Origin of the sequence: Dietzia massiliensis, assembly GCF_018390595.1 — a bacterium.
Taxonomy (GTDB): Bacteria; Actinomycetota; Actinomycetes; order Mycobacteriales; family Mycobacteriaceae; genus Dietzia; species Dietzia massiliensis.
Genome location: NZ_JAHBAV010000128.1, coordinates 1 through 1,293, shown reverse-complemented (window position 1 = coordinate 1,293; position 1,293 = coordinate 1). Strand labels below are relative to the sequence as shown.

At 63.4% G+C, this 1,293-nt stretch carries 1 protein-coding gene; it reads left to right on the top strand.

Annotated elements, in window-relative coordinates:
* The first annotated feature begins 52 nt into the window (after nt 1-52).
* Nucleotides 53-1,245, top strand: a protein-coding gene (locus KHA85_RS16445) for an IS3 family transposase (protein WP_213186627.1) whose coding sequence is annotated in 2 segments (ribosomal slippage) — nt 53-305 and nt 305-1,245 — 1,194 coding nt in all. Because the reading frame shifts where the segments join, the coding sequence is not laid out codon by codon here.
* Nucleotides 1,246-1,293: the final 48 nt, after the last annotated feature.

Genomic DNA, 1,293 nt, shown 5'->3' with positions numbered 1-1,293 from the left:
TGGGGTGTACCAAGGATCTTGGACAGCCGCTTGATGCGAGAGGATCAAGATCATGGCACCACGATCACGTCGGAAGTTCAGTCCGCAGTTCAAGGCTGAGGCGGTGCAGTTGGTTATCCAGTCCGAGCGCTCGATCGCCGAGGTCGCCGGGGAGCTGGAGATCAACCCCGGCACGTTGGGCAACTGGGTGCAAAAGCATCGCCAGGACAATCCGGAACCCGAACCGGGATTGAGTCCGGCAGACCATGGCCGGCTGGCGGCGCTGGAAGAGCAGAACCGCAAGTTGAAGATGGAGAATGAGTTCCTAAAAAAAGCCGCGGCCTTCTTCGCCCGGGAGCAGGACTGAACGAGAAATCAGCCCTGATCGAAGCCGAGAAGGCGAACTTCCCGATCGACTGGATGTGCAACCAGCTCGGCGTAGTGCGCTCGTCGTTCTACGCCTGGCGCGAGAGCGCCGGGCAGGTCACCGCCACCCAGGCCCGCCGCCAGGCGCTGGGGGTCGAGATCGAGCGGATCTTCAACGAGCAACGTGGCACTGCTGGGTGCCGGCGCATCGCTGCCATCTTGAACGACGAAGGGCACCCGGCGTCGGTGGGACTCGTGGCCGATCTGATGCGCGAGCTCGGGCTAGCGGCGATCCAGCGCAAGGCGTACAAACGCACCACCGTCTCGGACGACAAAGCGCAGGTGTTCAGCGACAAACTCGATCGTGACTTCGCCCCGGAAAGCCACCGCCCGGGTGAGGCGCTGGTCGGCGACATCACCTACTTGCGCACCGGGCAAGGCTGGCTCTACCTCGCGACGGTGATCGACCTGGCCACCCGCAAGGTGATCGGGTGGCAGACAGCCGAGCACATGCGAGCCAGCCTGGTCGTCGATGCTCTCGAGATGGCACGTACCCAGGGCGGGGCCGCCTCCGGTGCGATTTTCCATTCGGACCACGGGTCGCAATACACCTCAGATGAATGCGTCACCTACTGCGCCAACAACGGGTTCACCCAGTCGATGGGCCGGACCGGGGTGTGCTGGGACAACGCCGCCGCGGAGACGTTCTTCGCCACTTTGAAAAACGAGATGTACCACCAGCAGGTGTTCGCCACCCGCGCTCGGGCACGGTTCGCCGTCGCCGAGTACATCGAGGTGTTCTACAACCGTCGCAGACCACACTCCAGCATCGGGTACCGCACCCCGGCCCGAGCCTGGAACGATCACCACGCCGCCCGAGACCTATCCCGGGCGGCCTGACAGTTCAGAAATCACCGAGGAACTGTCCACATTCCTTGACACAGCCCA